Consider the following 21057-nt stretch of genomic DNA (forward strand, 5'->3'; position numbering starts at 1 on the left):
CGCACCCGTCCTTGTCCCACTGCAGCACGGTGCGGTCCTCCATCCGGGCCTTCTCGATCGGGCACACCTCGCCGATCGGCCGCTCGGTGAGGACCATCCCGCCGGAGTGGATGCCGAGGTGACGCGGGGCGCCCATCAGGCTCCTCGGCCAGGCTCCACCACCTGGGCGGGCATGTCCACGTCCGCCGCGATCACGCTCCCCCAGCCGTCGATCTGCTTGGACCAGGCGTCCTGCTGGCCCATCGAGAAGCCCAGCGCCTTGGCCGCGTCGCGCACCGCCATCCGCGGCCGGTAGGCGATCACGTTGCACACCTGCGCGGCGTTGCGCCGCCCGTAGGTCCGGTAGACCCACTGGATGACCTCCTCGCGCCGGTCGGAGTCGAAGTCCACGTCGATGTCCGGCTCCTCCTCGCGGTGCTGGGAGATGAATCGCTCGAAGGGCAGGTCGAAGTAGACCGAGTCGATCGCGGTGATCCCCAGCGCGTAGCAGACCGCCGAGCTCGCCGCCGAGCCCCGGCCCTGGCACAGGATCCCCTCGCTGCGGGCGAAGGCGACGATGTCGTGGACGATGACGAAGTAGCCCGCGAAATCCTTCTGGACGATGACCTCCATCTCCCGCTCGACCCGCTCGCGCGCCTTGGCCTCGTTCGGGCGCCCGGCGTAGCGCTCGGCGAAGCCGCGCTCGAGCAGGTCGCGCAGGTGCTCGGCGGCGCTCAGGCCCTCGGGGATGCCGTGCTGGGGCAGGCGCGGGGAGGCCTTGCGCAGGTCGAAGGCCAGGCTCGCGGGCCAGCACCACCGAGCGTCGTACGACGTCGGGGCGGTGCCGGAACTGGGCCAGCATCTCCGCGCCGCTGCGCAGGTGCGCTCCCCCGGAGATGTCCAGCCAGCCCTCCGAGCTCGGCGATGCTGCGCCGCGCCCGCACGGCCGCCATCGCCGCCGCCAGCCGCCGGCCCTGCGGTGTCGCGTGGTGCACGTTGCCGGTCGCGACCGCGGGCAGCCCGCGCTCGTCGGCGATCCGGGCCAGCAGACTCGTTGGTGTGGTCGGCGCCGGGCTGGGCGCTCGCGATCAGGCTCCACCACCACCTGCCCGTGGCCGAACCGCGCGACCAGCCGGTCCACCTCGACCGCCGCCGCCTGCGGGCCGTGCGCCGCGAGCGCCTGGCGGACCGCGCCCTTGCGGCAGCCGGTGAGGACCATCCAGTGCTCCCCGCCGGTCTCCGCGAGGCTCGTCGAGGTCGTAGGCCGGGCTGCCCTTCTCCGGTGCCCGCAGCCCGGCCTCGGTGATCGCCCCGGACAGCCGGTGGTAGCCCTCGACCCCACGCGCCAGGACCAGCAGGTGGCTGCCCTCGGGGTCGGCGACGCCGTTCTGGGTGCGCTCCAGGCCGAGGGACAAGCTCGGCGCCGTAGATCGTCGGGAGGGCGTAGTCGCTGCCCGCCTCCGCGAACAGCGGTGCGCCCGCGAACCCGTCGTGGTCGGTCAGCGCCAGCGCGTCCAGCCCGAGCCGGGCGGCCTCCTTGACCAGGTCGCCGGGGCTGCTCGCCCCGTCCAGGAAGTCTGAAGTGGCTGTGGCAGTGCAGGCTCGGCGTAGGGCGTCGACTCGGCCGGGCGCAGGATCTCCTCGGGTTCGGTGCGCGGCCGCTTGCGCCGCGAGACCGGCGCCTCGGCATCCGGGGCGCGCCCGGAGAGGCGACGCTCCAGGCTCCCGCCACGGGACGGGAGGGTTGTTCCAGCCCATGACCCAACCGTAGTCGAACACCTGTTCGAACGTCCAGTGATCACGGTGCACCGGCCGACGAGGCGTAGTGTCGGTGCTGGAGCCATCCAGGCTCCCTCTCAGAGAGAATCGCCATGAGCGACAAGTCGCCGCGTCAGAGCATGTCCAAGAAGACCAGCAAGTCCATCAAGGAGAAGCGCGCCGACAAGCGCCAGAAGGCCTCGGACGAGACCGTCGTCGAGAAGATCCATCCGGGCCGGAAGAAGTGACGCTCGCGAGCCTCGGGGTCATCGGCTCCTCCGCCAAGGAGAACGAGCACCGGCTGCCGATCCACCCCGAGCACCTGCCCCTCCTCGAGCCCGACCTCCGCGCCCGGATCACCCTCGAGCACGGGTACGGCGCACGCTTCGGTGCCGACGACGCGAGCCTGCGTCAGCACGTCGCCGGATTCGCCTCACGGGAGGAGCCTGCTGGCCGACTCCGAGGTCGTGCTGCTGCCCAAGCCGCAGGCTCTCCGACGTCGCCGCGATGGGTCCCGGGCAGACCCTGTGGGGCTGGCCGCACTGCGTGCAGGACACCGAGACTCACCCAGCCTGGCGATCGACCGGCGGCTCACCCTCCTCGCCTTCGAGGCGATGAACCACTGGACCCGCGACGGGGCGGTCGGGCTGCACGTGTTCCACAAGAACAACGAGTCTCGCCGGGTACTGCTCGGTGATCCATGCGCTCCAGGCTGGCCGGGTTGACCGGCGACTACGGACGCCGGTTGAGCGCGGTCGTGATCGGGTTCGGCGCGACCGCCCGGGGTGCCGTGACCGCTCTCAACGCCCACGGCGTGCACGAGGTGGCGGTGCTGACGAACCGAGGTGTGGCAGCCGTGGCCTCACCGATCCACTCGGTGCGGATCCGCCAGTTCGAGCACGACCAGGGCAGCGAGGGCGGTAGCCACGTGATCACCGAGCGCGGCCACGAGCCGCTGCCGGCGTACCTCGCCGAGAACGACATCATCGTCAACTGCACGCTCCAGGACACCGCCGACCCCCTGGTCTACCTCGACGAGGCGGACCTGGCCGGCTTCCGGCCCGGGAGCCTCGTCGTCGACGTGTCGTGCGACCTGGGGATGGGCTTCACGTTCGCGCGCCCGACCAGCCTTCGAGGACCCGACGTTCCTGGTCGGGGACGGCGTCCTCTACTACGGCGTCGACCACTCCCCGTCGTACCTGTGGAGCTCCGCGACCTGGGAGAACAGCAACGCCCTGATCCCGTTCCTGCGCCGTGTCCTCGAGGGCGGCGCCGCGTGGGACGCCGACGAGACCCTGAGCCGGGCCATCGAGATCCGCGAGGGCCGCGTCGTCAACCCCGCCATCCTGGCGTTCCAGCGACGGGAGACCGCGCCTCCGCACCGGGTCGCCTGAGGCTCACGCCGAGGTCTGCTCCCCCGCGTCCGAGAGACTCGATCTCCACCATCAGGCTCGTCGGCGATCCCCTCCAGCAGCGTCCGCAGCCCGTCGACACCCGCTGTCGCGGGCGCATCGAGGACCGCGCGCGCCTCGAAGAGCCTGGCCGCCGGCCATCGGCGCCTCGCGGACGTCGGTGACCAGACTCGGCGATGCTCACCCCGTGCCCGGCCAGCGCGGCCGAGACCTCGGCGACGATGCCGGGCCGGTCGGCCCCCAGCAGGGCCAGGTTGAGCCGGGTCGCCTCCTCCGGGACCGGTACGCCGGTCCGCTCGAGCGTCACCTGCAAACCGACCCCCGCCAGTCTCGCCCAATGCGGAGACGAGTGCCTCGGCCCGCGCGTCGGGGACGTCGAGCAGCAGGATGCCGGCGAACTTGCCGCCCAGGCGGGCCATCTGGCTGCGGCTCCAGGCTCGCGCCGTGGGCGCGGATCGGCGCCGAGAGGTCGGAGACGAGACCGGGACGGTCCTCCCCGATGCAGGTGAGCGTGAAGGTGGCCATGCCCGCAGGCTACGAGACGCATGGCCGGGCCGGCCCGGCCACGGGTCGTGGTCACCGTGATCCGACCGCGACTTCGTGGCTCGGCGACCTCTCCCCTACCGTTGTCCTGTGAAGGCGCTGCTCCTCGAGAACATCCACCCGGCCGCCGTCGAGACCCTCGAGGCCCGCGGCTACGAGGTCGAGTCTGCGGACCGGCTCCCTCTCCGAGGAGGAGCCTGGTCGCCGCGCTGCCCGGCGTGCACCTGCTCGGCATCCGCTCCAACACCAACGTCACCGCCCGGGTGCTCGCCGAGGCGAGCGACCTGGTGGCGGTCGGCTGCTTCTGCATCGGCACCAACCAGGTCGACCTGGCCGAGGCGGCCGCGCGGGGCATCGCGGTGTTCAACGCGCCGTACTCCAACACGCGCAGCGTGGTCGAGTCTCGTCATCGCCGAGATCATCAGCCTGGCCCGGCGACTGCCGGAGAAGACCCAGCGGATGCACGACGGGATCTGGGACAAGTCCGCGCGGGGCAGCCACGAGGTGCGCGGGCGGACCGTCGGCATCGTCGGCTACGGCAACATCGGCACCCAGGCTCTCGACCGTGGCCGAGGCGCTCGGCATGAACGTGGTCTTCTACGACACCGCCGACCGGCCCGCGCACGGCACCGCGCGCCGCCTCCGCTCGCTGCGCGAGCCTGCTCGAAGTCGCCGACGTGGTCAGCCTGCACGTCGACGGGCGGCCGGGGAACGCCGGCTTCTTCGGGGCCGCGGAGTTCGCGGCGATGAAGCCGCGCGCACTGTTCATCAACGCCTCGCGCGGCATGGTCGTCGACTACGACGCGCTGCGCGAGAACGTGCTCTCCGGGCACATCGCGGGTGCCGCGGTCGACGTCTTCCCGGCCGAGCCCAAGGCCCAGGGCGACGCCTTCGACTCCGTCCTGCGCGGTCTCGACAACGTGATCCTGACCCCTCACATCGGCGGCTCGACCCAGGAGGCGCAGGAGGAGATCGGCTGGTTCGTGGCCGAGAAGCTCGCCCGCTTCGCGCTCGAGGGCAGCACCGCGCTGTCGGTCAACCTGCCCGAGGCGCTCCCGCCGGCGCTGCGGCCCGGCTGCCGGCTCGGCTTCCTGCACGACAACGTCGCCGGCGTGCTCGCCGAGGTCAACGCCGCGCTGGCCGATGCCGGCGACAACGTCATCGACCAGCACCTGTCCACCCGCGACCGGCTCGGGTACGTCGTCACCGACACCGCCGAGCCGCTCTCGGCCGAGGCGGTGGAGACCCTCACCCGCTCCGAGCACTGCCGGTGGGTGCGCACCTGGTGAACCGGCCCGGTGGGTCTGCCGCCGTCCCGATCGGGTAGTGCACGGCCATGAGCCAGACACCCGAGGACGACCGGATCGCCGAGCGTGCCGGTTCGCTCCCCGAGGAGCGGGCGGCCGGGAGCGCGGATCCCGAGGCCCAGGCCGAGGCGATCCTGGAGGACTCCGACGAGCGCGTCGAGGACCCCGAGGGCACGCGCGAGGCGAGCACCCAGACCCCGGACTGACCTGCCCTCAGGCAGGCGCCACCGGCTGGCGCAGGATCGTCCGCAAACGCTCCGGCGCCACCCGGCGCGGGTCACTCAGGTAGATCTCGTGGTGCCTGCCCGTCATGCTCAGCCCCGCGCCGGGGATGAGGCTCCTCGTGCATCTGCGCGAGCACCGGCGCCTCGTCGTCGTAGGAGCCCACGTGCAGGGTCTGCACACACCGGCCCTCGTGCAGGCTCCTCGATCCGCACCCGGTCCAGCGCCGCCGGGGCGCCCTTGCGGGCGACCTGGGCGCGGGCCTCGTCGTACCGCCCGGCGATCCAGTCGGGGACCGGGAGCATCGCCGTCCAGGCTCCACCGGGACTTGTCGCGGGCCGAGGTGAAGACCGCCATGTCCTCGGCCCACCACAGCGCCTCCAGCGGCGGGACGACGTAGTCGCGGTCGAGTCTCACGCTTGCTGGTGAACTTCAGGGTGTAGGCGAGCGGGTAGAGCGCGGCGAGGGCGTCGGCGTACTCCTGGGCGGTGTTGGGGTCGCCGTGGCCGTCGACCATGAGGTACGTCAGCGGCGGCACGTCGAGGACGCGGAGCTCGCCGCGCCGGGCGCGGTAGGAGTCGAGGTCCTTCTTCGGGTCCGCCTTCACGGATCCTCACGGTAGCCGGTCGCGCAGCCAGGTCGTCGTCCCCGCCGGGAGGCCCTTGAAACTTCGGTCGGGCGTGCAGCGGCGCGACCAGCAGCGCGGTGCCCTCGGGCAGGCTCCACTTCAGGCTCGTGGTAGACCGGCGACAGGGGGTGCTCGCTCTCCAGCAGGGCGAGGTCGTCGGCGACGCGGCGGTACTCCGTCCACGGGCCGTCGAGGCGCTCCGGCAGCGTCGTACCGGTCCAGGCGAGGTAGTGGTGCGGCATGTCGGAGCGGTACCCGCGACCGCGGCCCACCTACCCTCGGGGCGTGACGAGCGCACCCGCCCACGCCCAGCACGGCAGCCGGACCCGCCTCGAGTGGGGCCCGACCGGCGGTGCGGCGATCAGCGCCGGCGCCGACATCGCCGTGGTGGTCGACGTGCTCTCGTTCACCACCACGCTCTCCATCGCCACCCTGCGGGGGACCCGGGTGCACCCGTTCCCGTGGAAGGACGAGCGCGCGCAGGCCCACGCCGACGCCCTCGACGCGGTCCTCGCGGTCGGGCGGTTCGAGGCGCAGCACCTCACGGACCCGCCGCCCAGCCTGTCACCGGCCCAGGCTCCTCACCAGCCGGTACGTCGAGCGGCTGGTCCTGCCCTCGCCGAACGGCTCCACCATCTGCGCCGCGCTGCGCGCCGCCGCCCCGGGGCTGCAGGTGGTCGGGGCCAGCCTGCGGAACCGGGCCGCCGTCGCCCGCTGGCTGGTGCCGCGGATGACGCAGGGGGCGCGGGTCGCCGTCGTACCCGCCGGTGAGCGGTGGACCGACGGCACGCTCCGGCCCGCTGTCGAGGACCTGTGGGGCGCGGGGGCGGTGCTCGACCTGGCGCTGGCCTCCGCGGGGAGCCAGGGCGCGAGCCCGGAGGCGCGGTGGTCCGTGGCGGCCTACCGGGCGCTCGCCGGCCGGCTCGCGGCGGAGGTACGGGACTGTGCCAGCGGGCAGGGAGCTCGTCGACGCCGGGTTCGCGGCGGACGTCGCGGTCGCGGCGGAGCCTGGACGCCGACGACGTCGTACCGCTGCTCACCGACGACGGCTTCGTCGCGGCGGGCGCCTAGCCCAGCCGCCGGTCGATCGCGGCCAGCACGCTCTTGCGGTTGCGTGTCGCCGCCTCCTGTGCGCGCAGCCGGTGCAGGGTGGTGGCGTCGAGCCCGGCGAGGCGGTTGCGGACCTCGGCGACCCTCGACCGGCGAGGTCCGGCAGTGCCGCGGGCTCCTCCTGCTGCGCGGCGGGCGTCTCCTGCCGGACGCTGACGTGCCCGGTCACCGTGTCGAGCACGCGCAGCAGCGCCCGGGAGTAGGCACGGCCGGTGCTGGCCAGCCGGCCGAGCCTGGTCGTCGGCCTCGGCGCGGCTGAGCGAGCCGCGACCGACGAGCTCGTCCATCAGGTCCTGGAGCCTGGGTCGCCTGGAGACTGGCACTGTGCTCGAGGGCGCCGTGCAGCGCCCGGAGGTTGCGGGGAACCAGGTCGGCAGGGCCGTTCGGCGCCATCGAGGCCTCCAGATGGTGGATGGGAGCAGGAGCCGGTCAGTCATAGGCCGCCTCCACCTGCCAGGTACCCGGATCCTGCCAGTGCAGCAGCCACGCCCGCCCGTCGACGCCGACCAGCCTGGAAGCGCGCCGCGCGGCCGCCCGCGGCCGGTCCCAGCCACCACGCGTCGTCCACCGGCCAGGGCCCGGCCCATGCCGCGACCGGGTGCCAGCGCCGGCCGACCCGGAACCGCCACGGCTCCCCCGTCACCAGGCCGCGACCGGTGACCGCGATGCCGACGCCGGCCTCGTCGACCACCTCGGCCTCCACCGGGACGGGGAAGACCCTGCTCGGTGCCGGGCCCGGGATCCGGCCCGGCCAGGGCCGGTCGACCGGACGCAGGCCGACCGGGCGCTCCCCCAGGGCACCAGGGCCTGCTGGTCCCCCGCACTGCGACCGCCCTGGCGGACGGGGACCCGGACGGCGTCGTAGCCGACCATGGCCTGGACCCGCGCCACCCCGCGCACCACCTGGTCGTCGGCGCCACCGCCCCAGAGTCCGTCGACGTGGGCGGAGGCCGGCTCGACGGTGTCGGGCAGGAAGCGGACCAGGGTCACCGGGGAGGTGATCGCCTCCCCCGTGGTCTTGCGGCTGCGCAGCCCCGAGCTCGCCATCCCGGCCTGGAGTCTGCCAGTGCACCCGGTCGACGAGGTCACGGGAGGTGAAGCAGCGCGGGTGCAGCCAGGTCCGCGCGGAGACACCCTCCTCGAACTCCGCCTCGATCCGCACCCCGGTCGCCACCAGGCTGCCGGTCGCTGAGCCCCGCGACGAATCGCTCGGCGGTGGTCCGCACGCTGAACGTGACCGCCTCGGCGGAGTCCAGCGGTGGCTCGAAGGAGATCTCGCAGGCCAGGCTCCGGCGGCGGGGTCCGCGAGGCCAGCCGGGTGACCTCCTCGCCCTGCACCCGCCGCCACACCTCGATGCCGTAGCCGCCGAAGCGGTTGCTCACCGAGGCGCCCGAGAGCGCCGCGAAGTCGCCCAGCAGCGCCAGCCCCAGCCGGCGCAGCAGGTCCGCCAGGCTCCGCCCCCTCCGGCCCGTCGTCGGCGAGCACGGTCACCGGCAACCCCCGCAGGAACTCCGCCGACCCACCGGCCGGGACGGCCAGGCAGCCCTGGGCCGGCGCCTCGCGGGCGGCCCGCTCGGCGGCGTACAGGTCGTCGGCCACCCCGAACCGGCAGTCCCAGACCCCGGCCTCGACCAGGTGCTCGGCCAGGACCGCAGCCGCGGCCTCCTCGCCACCGACGCCTGGCCGCGCGAAGTACCGGCCCGGTCCGGGCAGGGCCAGCATCCCCGGGCGCAGCGGGGCCACGCCGGGACGTACCTCCTCGACCACGCCGAGCACCGGCTCGAACCACCGCGCGTCCCGCTCAGGGCTGGCGCTCAGCAGCACCACCTCCGGGCACCGTGCCTGGGCGTCTCGGCGGCGTTGGCCGCGTCGTACGCCCTCGGCCCGGGCGGTGGCGTTGCAGACCGTCACCCGGTTGTTGGCCAGCACCACCGCCGGGGCCGCCGTGTCCAGTGCGGGCTCGCCCTCGCCCCGCTCCTCGGCCAGGCTCCATCAGCCCCGCGGTCACCGCCCAGTCCGGGCACCAGACCACCATCGTCCGCATCAGTCCAGCACCACCTCGGCTCGTGCGGGGAGCCGGCCGCCGCCGCGGGCGACCAGGCTCCATCCGTCGCTCACGCAGGAAGCCCTGCCCGCCACCCAGCCCCGACCAGGAGCCTCTGCCCGGCACCGAGCCGCACCTCGCAACGTGGCCACTCGCCGTGGACGACCAGCACCCCGGCCCGAGCACGCAACCGGGCGTCGAGGATGCCCGCCGACTTCGCGTCCACCGAGCCCGGTGGCCGCAGCACCACCACCTTGAGCACGTCGACCAGCCCTGCCGTCGCCTCCAGCCAGTGCTCCCCCGGCGCGGGCACCAGGACGGTGCGGGACAGGTCGATCCCCTGCTGGTACGCCGCCTCGACGCCGAAGTCCTCCCACCCGACGAACCCGACCCACTCCCCCGCCTGCGAGGCGCCGGCCGCGAGCGCCATGCCGAGGGTGGCCGAGTCGACGCCGTAGACCCCGCCGGTGCGCAGCTGCACCAGCCCCTCGAGGATCGGCAGCACCGGCACCGCGAGCCGGCTCGGACCGCCCTGGAGCGCGGAGATCCGGCCGCGCAGCCTGGTCGACGACCGTGCGGGGGTCGTCGACTTCGAGGGGGCGGACGCTCATGGAGCCATGTTCGAACATTTGTTCGATTGGCGCAAGTGGGAGCACTCGGCTCGGGATGAGCGCGGACCCGCCGCGGGGCGGGGCGTAGGGACTAGCGCCGGCCGCGCTTCTCCCGCGGCTGGACCTTGATCTCGATCGGGGTGCCGACGAAGCCGAACTCCTCGCGCAGGCGGCGCTCGATGAAGCGCTCGTAGCCCTGGTCGAGCCTTGCCGGTGGTGAACAGGCTTGAACACCGGCGGGGCCGAGGAGACCTGGCTTCCGAACAGGATGCGCGGCTGCTTGCCGCCGCGGACCGGGTGCGGGTGCTCGGCGACGACCCGGCCGAGGAAGGAGTTGAAGGTACCGGTCGAGATCCGGGTCTCCCAGCCCTCGATCGCGCGGTTCAGCGCGGGCACGATGCGGTCGATGTGCCAGCCGGTCTTGGCGGTGATGTTGATCCGCGGCGCCCACTGGACCTGGACCAGGTCGCGCTCGATCTCGCGGTCGAGGTAGTAGCGGCGCTCGGCGTCGACGAGGTCCCACTTGTTGAAGGCGATGACCAGGGCCTTGCCGGCCTCGCGGATCTCCTGCAGGATCCGCATGTCCTGCTCGGCGACGGACTCGTTGCCGGCGAGGACCAGGATGCAGACCTCGGCGCGCTCGATGGCGGTGGAGGTGCGCAGCCAGGCGTAGTACTCGTGGCCGGAGGCCTCCTTGACCCGCTTGCGGATGCCGGCGGTGTCGATGAAGCGCCAGGTCTCGCCGCCCAGGCTCGACCAGACTCGTCGACCGGGTCGACGGTGGTGCCGGCGACGTTGTCGACGACGACCCGCTCCTCGCCGGCGAGCCTTGTTGAGCAGGGAGGACTTGCCGACGTTCGGGCGGCCGACGATCGCGATGCGACGGGGGCCGCCGGGAGCGTCGTACTCCCGCTCGGGGGCGTCGGGCAGCACCGCGAGGACCGCGTCGAGCAGGTCGCCGGAGCCGCGTCCGTGCAGGGCGGAGACGGTGAAGGGCTCGCCCAGGCCGAGGTTCCACAGCGCGAAGGCCTCGGCCTCGGCGCGCTCGTCGTCGACCTTGTTGGCGGCCAGCACGATCGGCTTGCCCGACTTGCGCAGCACCCGCACGACGGCCTCGTCGGCATCGGTGATGCCCACCGTCGCGTCGACCACGAAGAGCACGGCGTCGGCCAGGCCGACCGCGATCTCGGCCTGCGCCTTGATCATCTCGGCCATGCCGCGGGCGTCGGGGTCCCAGCCGCCGGTGTCGACGACGGTGAACGCACGACCCGACCACTCGGCGTCGTACGAGACACGGTCGCGGGTCACGCCAGGGACGTCCTCCACGACCGCCTCACGGCGGCCGAGGATGCGGTTGACCAGGGTCGACTTGCCCACGTTGGGCCGGCCGACGACGGCCAGCACCGGGACCACCCCGGTCGGGGCGAACTTCACTCATCACGATCTCCTTGCGGGAGCGGGCCCGGCAGGCTCCGCCCCGTCTCCTCGAGCGCGTCGGCGAGCCCGCTGCGCATGTGCGCGCGCAGGGCGGCCGACGTCAGACGTACATGATCCCTCGTCCGGGGCCAGGACACCGCATCGACGGGCATCGGTTCGCCCACGACGATGTCGATCCGAGCCCCCCGCGGCGGCAGCGAGCTCGCTCGATCCGCCCGGCTCGCGCGTCCCCAGGAACGTCAGCGGTACGACGGGCGCCCCCGTCACCAGCGCCAGGTACGCCGCCCCGGTGTGGAAGATCTCCAGGTCCCCGGCCCCGCGCGAGCCCTCGGGGAAGACACCGACCGCGTGCCCGTCGCGCAGCACCCGCAGCGCCGTGCGGACCGCCCGGGGGTCGGTGTGCTGCCGGTCCAGCGGCACCTGTCCCGCGCGGCGCAGGAACCAGCCGAGGGGTCCTGCGAACATCTCCTCCTTGGTCAGCGCGTGCACCGGCCGGGGCGCGAAGATCGCCATCAGCGGGCCGTCGACGAAGCCCACGTGGTTGCCGGCCACGACGACCGGCCCGCTCACGGGGAAGCGCTCGGGGTGGCGCACCCGGACGTCGTACCGGCGCCGGATGAGCCAGCGCGACGCGGGACGTCCGCCGACCAGGAGCCGGCGCGCGGGCGCGGCGACGCGGTCGGAGCGAGGAGCCTGGGAGTGCGCGCTCACACGCGCTCCATCACCAGGCCCACCACCAGGTCGATGACCTCGTCCAGGGTGCGGTCGGTGGAGTCGATCTGCGTCGCGCCGTCGACCACGGTCAGCGGGGCGACCGCCCGGCCGGAGTCGATCTCGTCGCGGGCGAGCAGGGAGGCCTCGGTGGCGGCGACGTCCGCGCCGCCGTTCTCCAGGGCGCGGCGCGCGGCCCGGGCGGCGGGGTCGGCAGTGAGGTACACCTTCACCTCGGCGTCGGGGCACACGACCGAGCCGATGTCGCGGCCCTCGACGACGATCCCGCCGTCGCCGACGATCGCACGCTGGAGGTCGACGAGCCGGGCGCGGACCTCGGGGACCGCGCTCACCGGCGAGACCGCGCCGTTGACCTCGTCGGAGCGGATCTCGACCGACACGTCGGTGCCGTCGACGGTGATGGTCGGGCCGAGCGGGTCGGTGCCGGAGACGATGTCGGGCTCACCCGCGCGAGCAGCGACGGCCGCGGGGTCGTGGACGTCGACGCCCTGGCGCAGCATCCACCAGGTGATCGCGCGGTACTGCGCGCCCGTGTCGAGGTAGCGCAGGCCGAGCCGGTCGGCCACCGCCCGGCAGGTGCTCGACTTGCCGGAGCCCGAGGTCCCGTCGACGGCCACCACGACGTTCTGCTGGTTCTGCTGCGCACTCACGGCCGCAGACTACCGGTGGGTAGTCCACCCCTTCGACTCCAGTGCGACCCGCAGGCTCCTCCGCACGGGAGGCGACCACGTCGAGCTCGACCTGCCCGACCGGCCGGCCGGGGTCGTGGTCGATGCGCACGTCCTCGATGTTGACACCGCTGGCGCCGGCGTCGGCGAAGAGCCGGGCGAGCCCGCCCGGGGTGTCCGGTACGGCGACCCGGACGGCCTCCATCGGCTGCGGCGCCGCGCCGTGCTTGCCCGGGATGGCCCGGGTCCCGGCCTGCCCGTAGCCCAGCAGCGACTCCAGCCCCACCCGGTCCCCGCCGGCGACCGCCTCGAGGACCAGGTCCAGGCGCGCGCGGACCTCGGTGAGCAGGTCCGCCACCGCGGCGGAGTTCCCGCCGATGATCTGGCTGTAGAGCCGCGGGTCTCCCCCGGCGACACGGGTCACGTCGCGCACCCCGGTGCCCGACAGCGCCAGGTGCTCCGGCGGAGCGGCGGCCAGGGTGCCCGCGACGAGCGCGGCCATCAGGTGCGGGACGTGGGAGGTGCGCGCGACGGCTCGGTCGTGCTCCTCGGGGCTGAGCAGCACGGGGGCCGCGCCGCAGAGCCGGACCAGCGCCTCGACGATCCGGGTCGCGCCGGTGGTGGCCGCCGGGCCGGGCGTGATCGCCCAGGGCCGGCCGTCGAAGAGGGTGGCGCTCGCCGACAGCGGGCCGGAGTGCTGCGTGCCGGCCATCGGGTGGCTGCCGACGTAGCGGCTCAGTGCGGGATGGCCGGTCACGGCCGACAGCGGCAGGCTCCTTGACGCTGCCCACGTCGGTCACCACGGTGTCGGGGCCGGCGCCGTCGAGGGCGGCCCGGATGGCGGCGCCGAGGGCGTCCGGCGGCACGGCGACGACGACCAGCCTGCGGCACGTCCTCGGGCGTCCGGGCGCGGCCGGCCCCCAGCCCGGAGGCGGTGCGCAGGTGGTCGGGGGCACTGTCGGTGAGCAGCACGTCGAGCCCGGCGCGGCGGCACGCCAGCGCGATCGAGGTGCCGATCAGGCCGGTGCCGACGATCTCGACCGGCCCGGTGAGGAGGGAGGTCTCGGACACGACCGCAAGGCTAGGCCACCAGCCTACGGCGTCGGCTCCGCGCCCGGCTGGTAGGACCCGAACGACCAGTGGTTGCCCTCCGGGTCGCGCACACTGCCCCCGCGGCCGCCGTAGTCCTGCTCGACCATCGGCCGCTCCACGGTGGCGCCCGCGGCCACGGCGGCGTCGAACACGGCGTCCGGGTCGTCGGTGACCAGGTACGTCGCGCCGGACCCAGCCGGCTGCAACGGGCTGTCGGAGCGCACCGCGCCCCACATCAGGCCTCCGCCAGCGGGCCACAGCCACTCGGCGTGCACGACGGTGCCGCTGTCGTCGCGGTACGTCGCGTGCTCGGTGAACCCGATCGCCCGCAACCAGGCGGTCATCGCGTCGGTGTCGGAGAACTGGAGGGCCGGCCAGAGCCGGACGGTCGCTGCGTCAGTCATGGCTCGATCCTGCTCCCCCGGGACGGTCCGGGTCTTGAAGGAACGGGAACTCCTCGCGCAGCCAGGTCGTCGGGGTGCAACCGGCGAGCGCGCTCCACTCGCGGGTCAGGTGGGCCTGGTCGGCGTACCCGCACCGGAGGGCGACCTCCGCCAGCGGACGCCGTCCGAGCACCCGGCGGGCCGCCTCGAGGCGGGCGATCCGCTGGTAGGCCTTGGGCGTCACGCCGCACTCGGCGCGGACCAGGCTGCCGAGCCGGCGCCGGCTGTAGCCGACCTCGGCCGCCGCCGCCTCGACCCGGGTGCCGGTGGTGAGCAGGGACAGCGCGTGCGCCACCTCGGCCCGCGGCGCGGGGTCGCCGGCGTGCGCGGCCAGCGCGGCGAGGGTGCGGTCGACGAGGGCGACCCGCCCCGCCCACGACGGTACGGCGTGCAGCCGCTCCGGCAGACTCCCGCAGCACGGTGGGCACCTCCGCCTCGTCGAGGTCGGTGAGCGCGCCCGCCAGTGCCGCGGCCGGGCGCCCCAGCAGCACCCGTGCGCCCTCCAGGGTGAGCGCGAGCCTGGACCCCGCGCTGGGTGCCGTCGTGGGAGATGGCGGCGGGCTCGGTGTGCAGCCCCGACAGCGACGCCCAGGCCGCGTGCAGGCTCGCCGGCCGCTCCGCCCAGGAGACCCGCAGCGGCTCGTCCAGCGGCAGCACGAGGGTCAGCGTCGTCGACGGCAGCCCGCGGTGCGTCCCGGGGGCGCCGAAGTCGACGTCGTAGGCGACCCGGGAGGCGACGTAGCGGCGCAGGGCCGGTGGAACGGGCACCATGGCGCCACGGTAGGCCTACAGGCCGACCAGACTCCAGCAAGCTGGCCGAGCTCGTCGTCGCTCAGGCTCGCGCAGCGTGCCGCCGCCGAGGGTGCCGGAGCCGATCGGGCCGAACCGGGTGCGGCTCAGGCTGGCGCACCGGGTGCCCCACGTGGTCGAGCAGGCGGCGCACGATCCGGTTGCGGCCCTCGTGGATGACCAGACTCGACGATCGACTTGTCGGCGGCGGTGGCGAGGACCCGCGCACGGCGTACCTCCACCGGGCCGTCGTCCAGCATCACCCCGGCGAGCAGGTCGGCGACGGTGCCCTTGGCGATGCGCCCGGCGACCTCGGCGACATAGGTCTTCTCCACCTCGAACGACGGGTGCGCCATCCGGTGCGCGAACTCCCCGTCGTTCGTCAGCAGCAGCAGCCCGGAGGTGTCGGTGTCGAGCCGGCCGACGTGGAAGAGCCGTTCGGGGCGGTCGGACACGAAGTCGCTGAGCGTGCGGCGGCCCTCCGGGTCCGACATCGTCGAGACCACGCCGCGCGGCTTGTTGAGCACCAGGTAGACGTGCTCGGAGACCGGCGGCAGCCGCCTGCCGGAGACCTTGATGACCGCCGTGCGGGGGTCGACCTTGGTGCCGAGCCGGGTGACGACCTCGCCGTCGACCTCCACCTCGCCCTCCAGCATCAGGCTCCTCGCAGCGGCGCCGCGAGGCGACACCGGCCTGGGCGAGCGAGCTTCTGCAGCCGGATCTGGCCGTCCTCGTCGAGGGTGACCTCACGCGTCATCGGTGGCCTCCTCGGTGACCTGGGTGGCCTCGGTCGTCTCGGGGGCCTCGGGGGTCGAGGGCGCGAGCTCCTCCTCGACCTCGGCGAGGTCGGGCAGGTGCGGGGCGAGGTCCGGCGACTCGTCGAGGGAGACGATGCCGATCCGCTCCAGGAAGTACGACGTGGTGCGGTACAGCGTCGCGCCGTGCTCCCCGTCCTGGCCGGCCTCCTCGACCAGCCCGCGGTTGAGCAGGGTGCGCATCACACCGTCCACGTTGACCCCGCGCACCGCGGAGACCCGGGCCCGCGAGACGGGCTGCTGGTAGGCCACCACGGCGAGGGTCTCCAGCGCGGCCTGGGTGAGCCGCGCCTGCTGGCCCTCGAGCACGAAGCCCTCGACCACCGCGGCGTACTCCTCGCGGGTGGAGAACCGCCAGCCACCGGCGACGTTGCGCAGGCTCGAAGCCGCGGCCCTGCTCGTCGTACTCGGCGGCGAGGGCGCTCAGCGCCTGGTCCACCTCGGGCGCGGGGTAGCCGACGGCGGTGGCGAGGGTGAGCGGGTCCAGCGGCTGGTCGGCGACCATCAGCACCGCCTCCAGCGAGGGCCGCAGCGCGGCGACCGGCACCGGGAGGGACTCCTCGGTCGGCCCGGTCGAGCCAGTCGGCTCAGTCATCGTTCTTCTCCTCCGGGGGCGGGGGCGCCCCGTCGAACTCGTCGGTGATCAGGTCGTCCACCTCGACCGCCTCGTCGCCGGTCCAGCGCACGGTGAGACTCGCCGAGAGGCGTCATCTGGTCGAAGGCCACCGCCCCCTCGCGGAACAAACTCCAGCAGGGAGAGGAAGCGGGCGACCGTGGTGAGCGTGTCGGGCGAGTCGCCGCACAGGGCCCGGAAGGTCATCGTGCCACTGCGCCGCAGCCGGTCCACCACGATCACGGCCTGCTCGCGCACGCTGACGGTCGGGGCGTGGATGTGGTGGAGGGTCGACCCAGGCTCGGGCTTGGGTGTCATCGCCTTCGCGGCGAGCGCGGCGAACTGCTCCAGGCCGATCCCGATCAGCACCTCCGGCAGCAGCCCGGCGAAGCGCTCCTCCGGGCCGACGGCCCGGGGGAACCGCTTGGCCTCCTCCTGCAGGCGCCGGTCGAGCACGGCCGCCACCTGCTTGTAGGCCTTGTACTGCAGCAGCCGCGCGAAGAGCAGGTCGCGCGCCTCCAGCAGCGCCAGGTCCTCCTCGTCCTCCACGTCGCCCTGCGGCAGCAGCCGCGCCGCCTTGAGGTCGAGCAGGGTGGAGGCGACGAGCAGGAAGGAGGTGGTCTCCTCCAGGTCGGAGTCCGGGAGGTTCTTGACGTGCTCGATGAACTCGACGGTGACCTTCGACAGGGCGATCTCGGTGACGTCCAGACTTTGTGCTTGGAGATCAGGCTGAGCAGCAGGTCGAAGGGGCCCTCGAAGTTCGCGAGCCGGACCGCGAAGCCGCCCGTGGGTGCATCCCCCGCCGGCGCCTCCACGGCGTCCTCACTCACGCAGGCGCCTGACGAGCGGCGAGTCCTCGCCGCTCGACTCCAACTCGGCCAGGACCAGGTGCAGTGCCTCGCGGACCAGGCGCCCGCGGTCCACCGCGAGGCCGTGCTCGCCGCGCAGCGTCAGCCGGGCGCGCTCCAGGTCCATCGACTCCTGGGAGGTGATGTAGACCGTGATCTTCTCGTCGTGCCGGACCCGGCCGCTGGGACCCTTCTGCGGCTCCTCCTGGGCCGGCGGGTCGGGCACGGCCCGGACGGCGGGCTGGTCGGTGGTGGCGCGGAACAGGTCGTCCGCGGCCGGCAGGCTCACACGTCGAGGCACCGCTGCGCCACCTCCTTCGCGAGCCTGGCGGTACGCCTCCGCCCCGCTCGACCCGGTCGCGTACGACGTGATGGGCTCACCCGCCACGGTCGAGTCGGAGAACTTCACCGTGCGCCGGATGACGGTGTGGAAGACGGTGTCGCCCCAGGCCTGCACCAGGCGCTCGAGCACCTCGCGGCCGTGCAGCGTGCGGCCGTCGTACATGGTGCCGAGGACGCCGTCGACCTCGAGGTTCGGGTTCAGCCGCTGCTTGACCTTGTCGATGGTGGCCTTGAGCAGCGCGACGCCGCGCAGCGCGAAGTACTCGCACTCCAGCGGCACGATCACCCCGTGCGAGGCGGTGAGCGCGTTGACCGTCAGCAGTCCCAGCGAGGGCTGGCAGTCGATGAGGATGACGTCGTAGTCGGCGAGGGCCGGGGCGAGCACCCGCTGCAGGGTCTGCTCCCGGGCGACCTCGTGCACCAGCCTGCACCTCGGCGGCGGAGAGATCGATGTTCGAGGGCAGCAGGTCCATGCCGGGCACGCCGGAGGGCACGACGACCTCGTCGAGCGTGGTCTCCGGGTCCATCAGCAGGTTGTAGACCGTCATCTCCATGTCGTGGGGGTTCATCCCCAGACCGACGGAGAGCGAGCCCTGCGGGTCGAAGTCGACGAGCAGCACCTTGCGGCCGAACTCGGCGAGCGCGGCGCCCAGGTTGATGGTCGTCGTGGTCTTGCCGACGCCACCCTTCTGGTTGCACATCGAGATCACCCGGGCGTGACCGTGCGCGGTGACCGGACGCGGGTCCGGCAGCACCGGCATCGGGCGGCCGGTCGGACCGAGTCTCGCCTCGCGCGGGCGCGGTGTCGACGCGGGGCGCGGGCGCCTCGGGCGTCGGGAACTGCAACGTCATGGCATCCTCCGTGCCGAGCGGCACCTCGGACCTCGCGTCGCGCGCGGGCGCCGGGATGGGCATCCGCGGCGGCATGTCGGGTGCACTGGATCCTCCGTAGGGACCGACCATCGCCCTCACCTCTGTCGTGGAGTGGTTGCGGGCTCCTTCCCCAGAGCCCGGGACTCCTCCATCCAACAATGTCGACACGGCGACATTCGGGAGGCGCGCCGGTCAGGTCCCGGAAGTGCCGAGGACCCCGGCGCCGTGCGGGCCGGGGTCCTCGGGCGGTCGTGCGTGCCGATCAGTCGTCGGGGTCGTAGCCCAGGTTCGGGGAGAGCCACTTCTCGGCCTCCGCGACGGACCAGCCCTTGCGGGCCGCGTAGTCCTCGATCTGGTCGCGGCCGAGGCGGCCGACCACGAAGTACTGCGCCTCCGGGTGGCTGTAGTAGATGCCCGACACCGAGGCGCCCGGCCACATCGCCATCGACTCGGTGAGACTCGATGCCGGTGTTCTCCTCGACGTCCAGCAGGTCCCAGATCGTGAGCTTCTCGGTGTGGTCCGGGCAGGCGGGGTAGCCGGGCGCGGGCCGGATGCCGGTGTACTTCTCGGCGATCAGGTCCTCGTTGCTCGCCTGCTCCTCCGGCACGTGCGCCCAGAACTCGGTGCGCACCCGCTGGTGCAGGCGCTCGGCGAAGGCCTCGGCGAGCCGGTCGGCCAGTGCCTCCAGCAGGATCGCCGAGTAGTCGTCGAGCTCCCTCCTTGAACGCAGCGATCCGCTCGGTCGTGCCGAGACCTGCCGTCACCGCGAACGCGCCGACCCAGTCCCCGCCGCCGGACAGGTCGCTCCCGATCGGGGCGACGTAGTCGGCCAGCGAGCGGTTCGGCACGCCGTCGCGGTGCTGCCCCTGCTGGCGCAGGCTGGTGCAGGGTCGCCCGTACGGCGCCGCGGGACTCGTCCTCGTAGACCACGACGTCCTCGCCCGTGCTCGCCGCCGGGAACAGCCCGTAGACGCCGTTCGCCGTGAGCCAGCCCTCCTCGACCAGGCGGTCGAGCATGACCTGCGCGTCGTCGTAGAGCTTTGCGGGCGGCCTCGCCGTGCGTCGGGCTGTTGAGGATGTCGGGGAACTTGCCCTTCATCTCCCAGGCGTTGAAGAACGGCTGCCAGTCGATGTAGTCCCGCAGACTCGCTCAGGTCGTAGCCGGACAGCACGTGCACGCCCGGCGCCTTGGGCTGGGGCGGGGTGTAGCCGTCCCAGGCTGATCGGCGACTTGTTGTCCTGCGCGGCGGCGTAGGACAGCCTGGGGACGCTCGGACTTCTGCGAGTGCCGGGCGCGCAGCGAGTCGTAGTCGGCCTGGGTTGCCTCCAGCAGGGCCGGGCGCTGGCGGTCGTCGAGCAGGGCGGCCGCGGTCGGCACCGAGCGCGAGGCGTCCTTGACCCAGACCACCGGGCCGTCGTACTTGCGGTCGATCTTGACGGCCGTGTGGGCGCGCGAGGTGGTCGCGCCGCCGATCAGCAGCGGGATCTGGAGACCGTTGCGCTGCATCTCGGTGGCGAAGCCGACCATCTCGTCGAGGCTCGGCGTGATCAGGCCGGAGAGCCCGATGATGTCCGCACCGACCTCGGCGGCCTTGTCGAGGATCTTCTGGGCCGGGACCATCACGCCCATGTCGATGACCTCGTAGTTGTTGCACGAGAGCACCACGCCGACGATGTTCTTGCCGATGTCGTGGACGTCGCCCTTGACGGTGGCGAGCACGATCGTGCCGTTGGTGTCCTTCGCGCCGGCCAGGCTCGGGGTTGGCGGCCTTCTCCTCCTCGATGAACGGGATGAGGTAGGCCACCGCCTTCTTCATGACGCGGGCGGACTTCACGACCTGCGGGAGGAACATCTTGCCGGCACCGAAGAGGTCGCCGACGACGTTCATGCCGTCCATCAGCGGGCCCTCGATGACCTCGATCGGCCGGCCGCCGCGGGCCGCGATCTCCTGGCGCAGGCTCCTCGGTGTCGTCCTCGACGAAGCCGTCGATGCCCTTGACCAGCGCGTGCGTGATCCGCTCGCCGACGGGCAGCGAGCGCCACTCCTCGGCGGCCGCCTCGACGACCTCGCCGCTCCCCCGGTGGGCCTCGGCCAGGCTCGAGCAGCCGCTCGGTCGCGGCGAGCGAGTCGTCGGTGCGGTTGAGGACGACGTCCTCGATCGCCTCGCGCAGGACCGGGTCGATGGTGTCGTAGGGCACCAGGGCGCCGGCGTTGACGATGCCCATGTCGAGCCCCGCCTCGATGGCGTGGAAGAGGAAGACCGCGTGGATCGCCTCACGCACCGCGTTGTTGCCGCGGAAGCCTGAAGGAGACGTTGGAGATGCCGCCGGAGACCTTGGCGCCGGGCAGGTTCTGCTTGATCCAGCGCGTCGCCTCGATGAAGTCCACGCCGTACGTCGCGTGCTCCTCGATGCCCGTGGCCACGGCGAACACGTTCGGGTCGAAGATGATGTCCTCGGCCGGGAAGCCGACCTGGTCGACGAGGATCCGGTACGCCCGCTCGCAGATCTGCTTGCGGCGCTCGAGGTTGTCGGCCTGGCCGTCCTCGTCGAAGGCCATCACGACCGCGGCGGCGCCGTACTTCTTGCAGAGGTTGGCCTGCTCGACGAACTTCTCCTCGCCCTCCTTCATGGAGATCGAGTTGACGATCGGCTTGCCCTGGACGCAGCGCAGGCCGGCCTCGATGACCTCCCACTTGGAGGAGTCGATCATCAGCGGGACCCGGCTGATGTCGGGCTCGCTGGCGATCAGGCTTGACGAAGCGGTCCATCGCGGCGACGCCGTCGA

At 73.2% G+C, this 21057-nt stretch carries 25 protein-coding genes and 12 pseudogenes; 7 read left to right on the forward strand and 30 right to left on the reverse strand.

Annotation, left to right across the window (positions count from 1 at the left end):
- Nucleotides 1-25: 25 nt before the first annotated feature.
- Nucleotides 26-136, reverse strand: a pseudogene (locus G5V59_RS35835) (hypothetical protein); the annotation flags it as partial.
- Nucleotides 136-1737, reverse strand: coding sequence for a PHP domain-containing protein (locus tag G5V59_RS35840; protein WP_341350861.1), 1602 nt, complete (start codon nucleotides 1735-1737; stop codon nucleotides 136-138). The pseudogene G5V59_RS35835 and the gene G5V59_RS35840, both read right to left, overlap by 1 nt.
- Nucleotides 1738-1850: 113 nt before the next feature.
- Here G5V59_RS35840 and G5V59_RS05275 point away from each other — a divergent pair, with 113 nt between their 5' ends.
- From G5V59_RS05275 to G5V59_RS05285, 3 genes are all read left to right on the forward strand, one after another.
- Entirely contained in the window at nucleotides 1851-1985 is a 135-nt protein-coding gene (locus tag G5V59_RS05275; protein ID WP_278255812.1) for a hypothetical protein, read from the forward strand.
- 219 nt (nucleotides 1986-2204) lie between these two features.
- A complete protein-coding gene (locus G5V59_RS05280) occupies nucleotides 2205-2462 on the forward strand; it encodes a hypothetical protein (protein ID WP_278255813.1) in 258 nt (85 codons plus the stop codon).
- Nucleotides 2459-3313, forward strand: coding sequence for a hypothetical protein (locus G5V59_RS05285; RefSeq protein ID WP_278255814.1), 855 nt, complete (start codon nucleotides 2459-2461; stop codon nucleotides 3311-3313). The genes G5V59_RS05280 and G5V59_RS05285 overlap by 4 nt, the downstream gene beginning before the upstream one ends.
- A gap of 139 nt (nucleotides 3314-3452) precedes the next feature.
- Here the strand turns inward: G5V59_RS05285 and G5V59_RS05290 are convergent, their stop codons facing one another.
- A complete protein-coding gene (locus G5V59_RS05290) occupies nucleotides 3453-3674 on the reverse strand; it encodes a hypothetical protein (RefSeq protein WP_278255815.1) in 222 nt (73 codons plus the stop codon).
- Nucleotides 3675-3782: 108 nt separating this feature from the next.
- Here G5V59_RS05290 and serA point away from each other — a divergent pair.
- Nucleotides 3783-4981, forward strand: a pseudogene (serA, locus tag G5V59_RS35845) (phosphoglycerate dehydrogenase).
- A gap of 47 nt (nucleotides 4982-5028) precedes the next feature.
- Nucleotides 5029-5205: a hypothetical protein gene (locus G5V59_RS05310; RefSeq protein ID WP_278255818.1), complete on the forward strand. Its 177-nt coding sequence runs from the start codon at nucleotides 5029-5031 to the stop codon at nucleotides 5203-5205.
- 71 nt (nucleotides 5206-5276) lie between these two features.
- Here the strand turns inward: G5V59_RS05310 and G5V59_RS05315 are convergent, their stop codons facing one another.
- Complete coding sequence (locus tag G5V59_RS05315; protein ID WP_278255819.1) at nucleotides 5277-5828, reverse strand: hypothetical protein; 552 nt, start codon at nucleotides 5826-5828, stop codon at nucleotides 5277-5279.
- The gene (locus G5V59_RS05320; RefSeq protein ID WP_278255820.1) at nucleotides 5825-6091 is read right to left on the reverse strand and encodes a hypothetical protein; all 267 of its coding nucleotides are present in this window, start codon (nucleotides 6089-6091) and stop codon (nucleotides 5825-5827) included. The genes G5V59_RS05315 and G5V59_RS05320 overlap by 4 nt, the downstream gene beginning before the upstream one ends.
- A gap of 43 nt (nucleotides 6092-6134) precedes the next feature.
- Here G5V59_RS05320 and G5V59_RS05325 point away from each other — a divergent pair, with 43 nt between their 5' ends.
- Both G5V59_RS05325 and G5V59_RS05330 read left to right on the forward strand, forming a co-directional pair.
- Nucleotides 6135-6620: a hypothetical protein gene (locus G5V59_RS05325; protein WP_278255821.1), complete on the forward strand. Its 486-nt coding sequence runs from the start codon at nucleotides 6135-6137 to the stop codon at nucleotides 6618-6620.
- Nucleotides 6621-6623: 3 nt separating this feature from the next.
- Nucleotides 6624-6920, forward strand: a complete 297-nt coding sequence (locus G5V59_RS05330) for a hypothetical protein (protein WP_278255822.1) — start codon at nucleotides 6624-6626, stop codon at nucleotides 6918-6920.
- On the opposite strand, the gene G5V59_RS05335 is transcribed toward G5V59_RS05330, so the two are convergent.
- The 25 genes and pseudogenes from G5V59_RS05335 to G5V59_RS05455 form a co-directional block, all read right to left on the reverse strand.
- Entirely contained in the window at nucleotides 6917-7246 is a 330-nt protein-coding gene (locus G5V59_RS05335; RefSeq protein WP_278255823.1) for a hypothetical protein, read from the reverse strand. The two genes, G5V59_RS05330 and G5V59_RS05335, sit on opposite strands and share 4 nt — an antisense overlap.
- A gap of 146 nt (nucleotides 7247-7392) precedes the next feature.
- Nucleotides 7393-8871, reverse strand: coding sequence for a DNA polymerase Y family protein (locus G5V59_RS05340; RefSeq protein ID WP_278255824.1), 1479 nt, complete (start codon nucleotides 8869-8871; stop codon nucleotides 7393-7395).
- Nucleotides 8762-8995, reverse strand: coding sequence for a hypothetical protein (locus G5V59_RS05345; protein ID WP_278255825.1), 234 nt, complete (start codon nucleotides 8993-8995; stop codon nucleotides 8762-8764). The genes G5V59_RS05340 and G5V59_RS05345 overlap by 110 nt, the downstream gene beginning before the upstream one ends.
- 711 nt (nucleotides 8996-9706) lie before the next feature.
- The gene (locus tag G5V59_RS05350; RefSeq protein WP_278259654.1) at nucleotides 9707-9982 is read right to left on the reverse strand and encodes a hypothetical protein; all 276 of its coding nucleotides are present in this window, start codon (nucleotides 9980-9982) and stop codon (nucleotides 9707-9709) included.
- A pseudogene (der, locus tag G5V59_RS05355) lies at nucleotides 9901-11049 on the reverse strand (ribosome biogenesis GTPase Der); the annotation flags it as partial. The pseudogene der and the gene G5V59_RS05350, both read right to left, overlap by 82 nt.
- Before the next feature lie 3 nt (nucleotides 11050-11052).
- On the reverse strand, nucleotides 11053-11763 hold the full coding sequence (locus tag G5V59_RS05360; protein WP_278255826.1) for a lysophospholipid acyltransferase family protein: 711 nt from the start codon (nucleotides 11761-11763) through the stop codon (nucleotides 11053-11055).
- The gene (gene cmk, locus G5V59_RS05365) at nucleotides 11760-12434 is read right to left on the reverse strand and encodes a (d)CMP kinase (protein ID WP_278255827.1); all 675 of its coding nucleotides are present in this window, start codon (nucleotides 12432-12434) and stop codon (nucleotides 11760-11762) included. The genes G5V59_RS05360 and cmk overlap by 4 nt, the downstream gene beginning before the upstream one ends.
- A gap of 349 nt (nucleotides 12435-12783) precedes the next feature.
- A pseudogene (locus G5V59_RS05370) lies at nucleotides 12784-13164 on the reverse strand (prephenate dehydrogenase dimerization domain-containing protein); the annotation flags it as partial.
- Between the two features lie 41 nt (nucleotides 13165-13205).
- On the reverse strand, nucleotides 13206-13523 hold the full coding sequence (locus tag G5V59_RS05375; protein WP_278255828.1) for a 3-hydroxyacyl-CoA dehydrogenase NAD-binding domain-containing protein: 318 nt from the start codon (nucleotides 13521-13523) through the stop codon (nucleotides 13206-13208).
- Between the two features lie 23 nt (nucleotides 13524-13546).
- On the reverse strand, nucleotides 13547-13948 hold the full coding sequence (locus tag G5V59_RS05380) for a VOC family protein (RefSeq protein WP_278255829.1): 402 nt from the start codon (nucleotides 13946-13948) through the stop codon (nucleotides 13547-13549).
- Nucleotides 13941-14798 (reverse strand): AraC family transcriptional regulator, encoded by an 858-nt coding sequence (locus tag G5V59_RS05385; protein ID WP_278255830.1) that lies wholly within the window; start codon nucleotides 14796-14798, stop codon nucleotides 13941-13943. Before G5V59_RS05385 ends, G5V59_RS05380 begins: the two co-directional genes overlap by 8 nt.
- Nucleotides 14797-15533: pseudogene (locus tag G5V59_RS05390) on the reverse strand (pseudouridine synthase); the annotation flags it as partial. The pseudogene G5V59_RS05390 and the gene G5V59_RS05385, both read right to left, overlap by 2 nt.
- The gene (locus G5V59_RS05395) at nucleotides 15523-15969 is read right to left on the reverse strand and encodes an SMC-Scp complex subunit ScpB (protein WP_341351136.1); all 447 of its coding nucleotides are present in this window, start codon (nucleotides 15967-15969) and stop codon (nucleotides 15523-15525) included. The gene G5V59_RS05395 and the pseudogene G5V59_RS05390, both read right to left, overlap by 11 nt.
- Before the next feature lie 209 nt (nucleotides 15970-16178).
- Nucleotides 16179-17034, reverse strand: a pseudogene (locus G5V59_RS05400) (ScpA family protein).
- On the reverse strand, nucleotides 17027-17341 hold the full coding sequence (locus tag G5V59_RS05405) for a hypothetical protein (RefSeq protein WP_278255832.1): 315 nt from the start codon (nucleotides 17339-17341) through the stop codon (nucleotides 17027-17029). The pseudogene G5V59_RS05400 and the gene G5V59_RS05405 overlap by 8 nt, the downstream one beginning before the upstream one ends.
- Nucleotides 17338-18176: pseudogene (locus G5V59_RS05410) on the reverse strand (ParA family protein); the annotation flags it as partial. The pseudogene G5V59_RS05410 and the gene G5V59_RS05405, both read right to left, overlap by 4 nt.
- Nucleotides 18177-18529: 353 nt before the next feature.
- Nucleotides 18530-18712 carry a vitamin B12 dependent-methionine synthase activation domain-containing protein gene (locus G5V59_RS05415; protein WP_341350862.1) on the reverse strand — a complete coding sequence of 61 codons (183 nt, stop codon included), beginning with the start codon at nucleotides 18710-18712 and terminating at the stop codon, nucleotides 18530-18532.
- 73 nt (nucleotides 18713-18785) lie between these two features.
- Nucleotides 18786-18998 (reverse strand): annotated as a pseudogene (locus tag G5V59_RS05420) (vitamin B12 dependent-methionine synthase activation domain-containing protein); the annotation flags it as partial.
- A gap of 46 nt (nucleotides 18999-19044) precedes the next feature.
- Nucleotides 19045-19116, reverse strand: a pseudogene (locus G5V59_RS05425) (hypothetical protein); the annotation flags it as partial.
- A 94-nt stretch (nucleotides 19117-19210) separates the two neighbouring features.
- A pseudogene (locus G5V59_RS05430) lies at nucleotides 19211-19285 on the reverse strand (hypothetical protein); the annotation flags it as partial.
- Nucleotides 19286-19356: 71 nt separating this feature from the next.
- Nucleotides 19357-19446: pseudogene (locus tag G5V59_RS05435) on the reverse strand (hypothetical protein); the annotation flags it as partial.
- Nucleotides 19419-19988, reverse strand: a complete 570-nt coding sequence (locus tag G5V59_RS05440; protein ID WP_278255833.1) for a cobalamin-dependent protein — start codon at nucleotides 19986-19988, stop codon at nucleotides 19419-19421. The gene G5V59_RS05440 and the pseudogene G5V59_RS05435, both read right to left, overlap by 28 nt.
- A 133-nt stretch (nucleotides 19989-20121) precedes the next feature.
- Nucleotides 20122-20166 (reverse strand): annotated as a pseudogene (locus G5V59_RS05445) (hypothetical protein); the annotation flags it as partial.
- Nucleotides 20166-20552 carry a hypothetical protein gene (locus G5V59_RS05450; protein WP_278255834.1) on the reverse strand — a complete coding sequence of 129 codons (387 nt, stop codon included), beginning with the start codon at nucleotides 20550-20552 and terminating at the stop codon, nucleotides 20166-20168. The pseudogene G5V59_RS05445 and the gene G5V59_RS05450, both read right to left, overlap by 1 nt.
- The gene (locus G5V59_RS05455; protein ID WP_278255835.1) at nucleotides 20545-20982 is read right to left on the reverse strand and encodes a dihydropteroate synthase; all 438 of its coding nucleotides are present in this window, start codon (nucleotides 20980-20982) and stop codon (nucleotides 20545-20547) included. Before G5V59_RS05455 ends, G5V59_RS05450 begins: the two co-directional genes overlap by 8 nt.
- Nucleotides 20983-21057 lie beyond the last annotated feature (75 nt).

The organism is Nocardioides convexus, assembly GCF_011090295.1.